This is a genomic window from Nioella sp., assembly GCF_964229645.1.
Classification (GTDB): Bacteria; Pseudomonadota; Alphaproteobacteria; order Rhodobacterales; family Rhodobacteraceae; genus Nioella.
Map to the genome: position 1 here is coordinate 1 of NZ_CAXREX010000022.1, position 5,066 is coordinate 5,066.

4 protein-coding genes and 1 pseudogene are annotated in these 5,066 nt (G+C 66.1%); 1 reads left to right on the forward strand and 4 read right to left on the reverse strand.

Annotated features, from left to right (window positions below; translation table 11 throughout):
- The first annotated feature begins 8 nt into the window (after window positions 1-8).
- Window positions 9-1,502 (forward strand): inorganic phosphate transporter, encoded by a 1,494-nt coding sequence (locus ACEQXV_RS01365; RefSeq protein ID WP_370267525.1) that lies wholly within the window; start codon window positions 9-11, stop codon window positions 1,500-1,502.
- Between the two features lie 64 nt (window positions 1,503-1,566).
- On the opposite strand, the gene ACEQXV_RS01370 is transcribed toward ACEQXV_RS01365, so the two are convergent.
- The 4 genes and pseudogenes from ACEQXV_RS01370 to ACEQXV_RS01385 form a co-directional block, all read right to left on the reverse strand.
- Window positions 1,567-2,319 (reverse strand): sulfite exporter TauE/SafE family protein, encoded by a 753-nt coding sequence (locus ACEQXV_RS01370; protein WP_370267521.1) that lies wholly within the window; start codon window positions 2,317-2,319, stop codon window positions 1,567-1,569.
- Window positions 2,320-2,581: 262 nt separating this feature from the next.
- A complete protein-coding gene (arsJ, locus tag ACEQXV_RS01375) occupies window positions 2,582-3,826 on the reverse strand; it encodes an organoarsenical effux MFS transporter ArsJ (RefSeq protein ID WP_370267522.1) in 1,245 nt (414 codons plus the stop codon).
- A complete protein-coding gene (locus ACEQXV_RS01380; protein WP_370267523.1) occupies window positions 3,823-4,821 on the reverse strand; it encodes an ArsJ-associated glyceraldehyde-3-phosphate dehydrogenase in 999 nt (332 codons plus the stop codon). The genes arsJ and ACEQXV_RS01380 overlap by 4 nt, the downstream gene beginning before the upstream one ends.
- Window positions 4,818-5,066: pseudogene (locus tag ACEQXV_RS01385) on the reverse strand (ArsR family transcriptional regulator); the annotation flags it as partial. The pseudogene ACEQXV_RS01385 and the gene ACEQXV_RS01380, both read right to left, overlap by 4 nt.

Sequence of the window (5,066 nt, forward strand, 5' to 3'; positions counted from 1 at the left end):
CCATAGGGATGACCACAGTGAGTACCCCACCGAACGACGCCGATCACCTGGAAACGCTTGACCGCGACCTGCATCGGTTCTCGCATCTTGAATCCGCCAACCAATATGTCGCGCGCCCGATGATCGGCCTCGGCATCTCGCTCGCCTTCATCGTCCTCGCTGGCCTCGGCGCGATGATGTTCTTCGGCGGTGACCAGCACACGATGGTCGTCGTCGCCGCCGCGATCTTCGGCGCCTATATGGCGATCAACATCGGCGCCAATGACGTGGCCAACAACATGGGGCCCGCCGTGGGCGCGAACGCGCTGACCATGGGCGGGGCCATCGCCATTGCCGCGATCTTCGAAAGCGCGGGCGCGCTGATCGCCGGCGGCGACGTGGTCTCGACCATCGCCAAGGGCATCGTCACCCCCGAAAGCATGGAAACGGCCGAGGTCTTCATCTGGGCGATGCTGGCGGCGCTGCTGTCATCGGCGCTATGGGTGAATCTCGCGACCTGGGTCGGAGCCCCGGTCTCGACCACCCATTCTGTCGTCGGCGGCGTGATGGGCGCAGGGATCGCCGCGGCGGGCTTTGCCGCCGTCAACTGGTCCAAGATGACCGCCATCGCCGCAAGCTGGGTGATCTCGCCCGTTCTGGGCGGCGTGATCGCGGCCCTGTTCCTGTGGTTCATCAAGTCCAACATCATCTATCGCACCGACAAGATTGCCGCCGCCCGCAAATGGGTGCCGGTCCTGGTGGGGATCATGGCAGGCACCTTTGCCGCCTATCTTGCGCTCAAGGGTCTCAAGCACCTGATGCGCATTTCGCTTGGCACCGCGCTTCTGATCGGCCTTGTCGTGGCGGTGGTGACCTGGGTCGGGATGATCCCGGTCATCCGCAAGCAGTCCGAGGGACTGGAGAACCGCAACAGGTCGCTCAAGGTGCTGTTCGGCATCCCGCTGGTCGTGTCCGCCGCGCTGCTGAGCTTCGCGCACGGCGCCAATGACGTGGCCAATGCCGTGGGGCCGCTTGCCGCCATCGTGCAGGCCTCGCAGTCTGGCGACTTCACCCATGCAGTCAGCATCCCGACCTGGGTGATGGTGATCGGAGCCTTCGGGATCTCGTTCGGGCTGTTCCTGTTCGGGCCCAAGCTGATCCGCATGGTCGGCAGCCAGATCACCAAGCTGAACCCGATGCGCGCCTATTGCGTGGCGCTGTCGGCGGCAATCACGGTGATCGTGGCCAGCTGGCTCGGCCTGCCGGTCAGTTCCACCCATATCGCCGTGGGCGGGGTCTTCGGCGTGGGCTTCTTCCGCGAATGGGACGCCGAGCGGCGCCTGCGGCTGGCGCGGGTCAACATGCCCGACGAGACCCGCATCGCGCCCGAAGAGCGCCGCCGCCGCAAGCTGGTGCGCCGGTCGCATTTCATGACCATCATCGCGGCCTGGGTCATCACCGTGCCCGCCGCCGCGACCATGTCTGCAGTGATCTTCTTCGGCATCCAGTCGATGATCGGCTGATCCAGCGCAGACTGCGAAAAGGGGCCCGTTGCGCACTGCGCGGCGGGCCCTTTCCTTTGCGGCCTCAGCGCGCCAGAACTTCCCACAATAGCCGCAGCGACACTACTGCGAGCGCGATTTCCACAAGGGCGAAGAAAGCCTTTTCCGGCAACCAGCGCGCGATCTTCGAGCCGCTCCAGGCCCCGGCGAGCGCGGCAGGCGCCAGCCATGCGGCCTGGCCCGCGCTGTCCCAGGTGATCTGGCCAGCGAGGATGAAGGGCGGCACCTTGATGAGGTTCACGGCTGAAAAGAAGATGGCATTGGTGCCCAGGTAGGTAAGCTTCGGCAGGCGCTGCGGCAGCACGTAGCTTTGATAGGGTGGGCCGCCGGCATGGGCGATGTAACTGGTCAGACCGGTGAGCGCCCCCCAGAACAGCCCGCGCGGCACGTCGGCGGGGCGCGGTGGGATCTCGGCCCGCGACAGCCGTTTGCGCAGGGCGTTGAACAGGTAGTAGAACCCGATGACCGCGACGAGCAGCTTCATGGTCCAGACCGGCACGATGGTGACGGTGGAAAAGCCCACGGCGATGCCGACCACGGCGGCGGGCAGCAGGATCTGGAGATTGCGCACCGAGAAATCGCGCCGGAAGAGCCAGACCGCGTAGACATCGGCCACGATGTAGATGGGCAGCAGGAGCCCCACGGCAAGTGCCGGATCCATGAAGAGCGACATGAGCGGCACCGAGAGGATGGCGATCATCGGCACGCCGCCCTTGGACAGGCCCATCAGGTAGGCGGCGACCCCTGCCACGATCCAAAACTGTGCGGCCTCGCCCATGGCGGTCTCCTGTCCAGGTTATCGTGTGCCTAGGCCGGAAGGCCCCCACCTTCAAGGGGCAAGAAAGAGGGGGGCGCCGGGCGTACACCCCCCCGTACACCCCTCATGCACACCCCGTGCAGACGAAATCGGGTTTCGCCGCGCATGCGCGCGCGGCGACCCGCGCGATCCGCTGCGGATCGCGGATCATTTTCCGCGGCGGAAAAGGCCCGGGGGCGCTGCCCCCGGACCCCCGGGATATTTTTGGAACAATGAAGGCGGCTCAGCCCTTTCCGAGGCGAGCGGTTGCCAGCGCGCTGGCCAGGAGCATGAGGGCGGCCATGGCAAGGCAGAGCGGCAGTCCACCAAGCTGGTAGCTGGCCCCCGACAGAAGCGTGCCCAGGAGGCGTCCTGCCGCGTTCGACATATAGTAGAAGCCCACATCCATCGTGACCCTCTCTGCACTGGTCAGGGCGAGGATGAGGTAGGAGTGAAGCGCAGAGTTCACCGCGAAGATCGCGCCGAAGGCCAGGAGTCCCAGAACGAGCACGGCCGTGAGCCAGGGTGCCGGGGCGGGGGTCAGCGCGACGAGCAGGGCCAGGCAGGCCGGCACGAAGATCAGGAGGCTCACCCAGGTCCGGGCCGCGCGCAACATCTGGTCCTCGGACCCTTGACCCGCGCGCAGAAGCTTCGGCGCCCAGGCCTGCACGCCGCCATAGAGGATGATCCAGAGCGCCATGAACCCGCCGATAAGGAAGAAGGCGGCGCGGTTGCCGGTCTCGGTGCCGTCCGACAGGACCGCGTAGAAATAGATCGGGATACCCACCACGAACCACACGTCACGCGCACCGAAGAGGAAGAGACGCGCCAGGCTGAGGCGATTGATGTCGCGGTTCTTGGAAAAGACCTCTCGAAATTTCGCATCCTTGCGGCCTGCGGGCAGGCCCGCGGGCATGCGCCAGATCACCAGCAGGAGGATCGCGGCCAGAAGGGCCGCCATGCCGATCACCGCCGCCTGGAACCCCACGAGGCCCAATAGCGCCGCGCCGAGGAAGAAGCCAAGCCCCTTGACCGCGTTCTTGGAGCCGGTGAGCAGCGCCACCCACCTGAACAGGCCGCCCTGCCCTTTGGGGGCGAGCAGCTTCACCGCCGATTTCGAGGACATCTTGGCCAGGTCCTTGGCCACGCCCGAAGCGCCCTGCACCGCCATCACGAAGGCCACCGAGGCGGCCACCGTCCAGGTGGGGTCGAGCCCGGTCAGCGCCAGAAGCGCCGCCACCTGGAGCGCCAGCCCCGCGTATAGTGTCGAGGTCAGGCCGAAGCGTGCGGCGATCCAGCCTGCGCTTAGGTTCGTCACCACGCCCGCGACCTCGTAGAGCACGAAGAGATAGGCCAGTTGCACCGGCGAGAAGCCGAGACCGTGAAAATGCAGGAGCACCAGCATCCTCAGTGCCCCGTCGGTCAGCATGAAGGCCCAGTAGGCCGCCGTCACCGCAACGTAGGCGGCAAGGCCCTGCGGCTGGCTCACAGGCTCGCCCCCACCATGAAAGCCACGTCGGCCAGGCGGTGCGCGTAGCCCCATTCGTTGTCATACCAGGCGTAGATTTTCAGCTGCGTGCCGTTGACCACCATGGTTGAGGGCGCGTCGACGATCGTGGAACGCGGGTCATTGGTGTAGTCGGTCGAGACGAGGGGGCGGGTTTCATAGCCGAGGATGCCCGCCAGGTCGCTATGGGCGGCGGCCTCGAAGGCGGCGTTGACCTCGTCTACAGTCACGGCGCACTCAAGCTCGAACACCATGTCCGTGAGCGAGGCGTTGAGCAGCGGCACGCGCACGGCGTGGCCGTTCAGCTTGCCGGTGAGCTCGGGGTAGATCAGCGTGATCGCGGTGGCGCTGCCGGTCGTCGTGGGGATGAGGGAATTGAGTGCCGAGCGGGCGCGGCGCAGGTCCTTGGCGGGACGGTCGACGATGGTTTGCGTGTTGGTCACGTCATGGATCGTGGTGATGGAGCCGTGCTTGATGCCGAAGCGTTCATGCACGACCTTCACGACCGGGGCGATGCAGTTGGTGGTGCAGCTGGCGGCCGTGACGATGCGATGCGCGGCCGGGTCGTAGTCGTGGTTGTTGACGCCAAAGACGATATTCGCCGTGGGGCCGTCCTTCACGGGGGCCGAGACCACCACCTTCTTCACGCCTGCCGCGAAATAGGGGGCGAGCTTGGCCTCCGTCTTGAAGACACCGGTGCAGTCGATGACCACGTCGACGCCATCCAGCGGCAGGCTCTCGAGGCTGCGTTCGCAATGGACCGGCAGGCGGGTGCCGTCGATGGTGATGCTGTCGGTGTCCCATTCGAACTCCGCGTCCCAGCGCCCGTGCACGGTGTCGAATTCCAGCAGATGCGCGTGCATCTCCGGATCGCCCACGGCGTCGTTGATCCAGGCGATCCTGGCGCCGCGTTCCAGAAGCGGACGCAGGGCGAGCTTGCCCATGCGGCCAAGGCCATTGAGTGCGTAGGTGGTCATTCGGTGGCTCCTTCGGAGGCGATGTCGTCGAGATGGGATTGCAGCGACACACGGTCGAGCGCGTCGAGCGGCAGGGCTGTGAAAGCGGCGATGCGGTTCCTGAGCGCGCCGTAGGTCTGCTGGAAGGCCAGCATCTTCTGGGCGTCCGTGCCCGTGGCCTTGACCGGATCGGGCAGGCCCCAATGGGCACTGATCGGCTGACCTTCCCAGGGCGGGCAGTCCTCGTTGGCGGCCTGGTCGCAGAC

Coding starts and splice junctions, on each gene's coding strand:
- ACEQXV_RS01370 (WP_370267521.1), bottom strand. CDS start 2,319: ATGGGCGAGGCCGCACAGTTTTGGATCGTGGCAGGGGTCGCCGCCTAC.
- ACEQXV_RS01365 (WP_370267525.1), top strand. CDS start 9: ATGACCACAGTGAGTACCCCACCGAACGACGCCGATCACCTGGAAACG.
- ACEQXV_RS01380 (WP_370267523.1), bottom strand. CDS start 4,821: ATGACCACCTACGCACTCAATGGCCTTGGCCGCATGGGCAAGCTCGCC.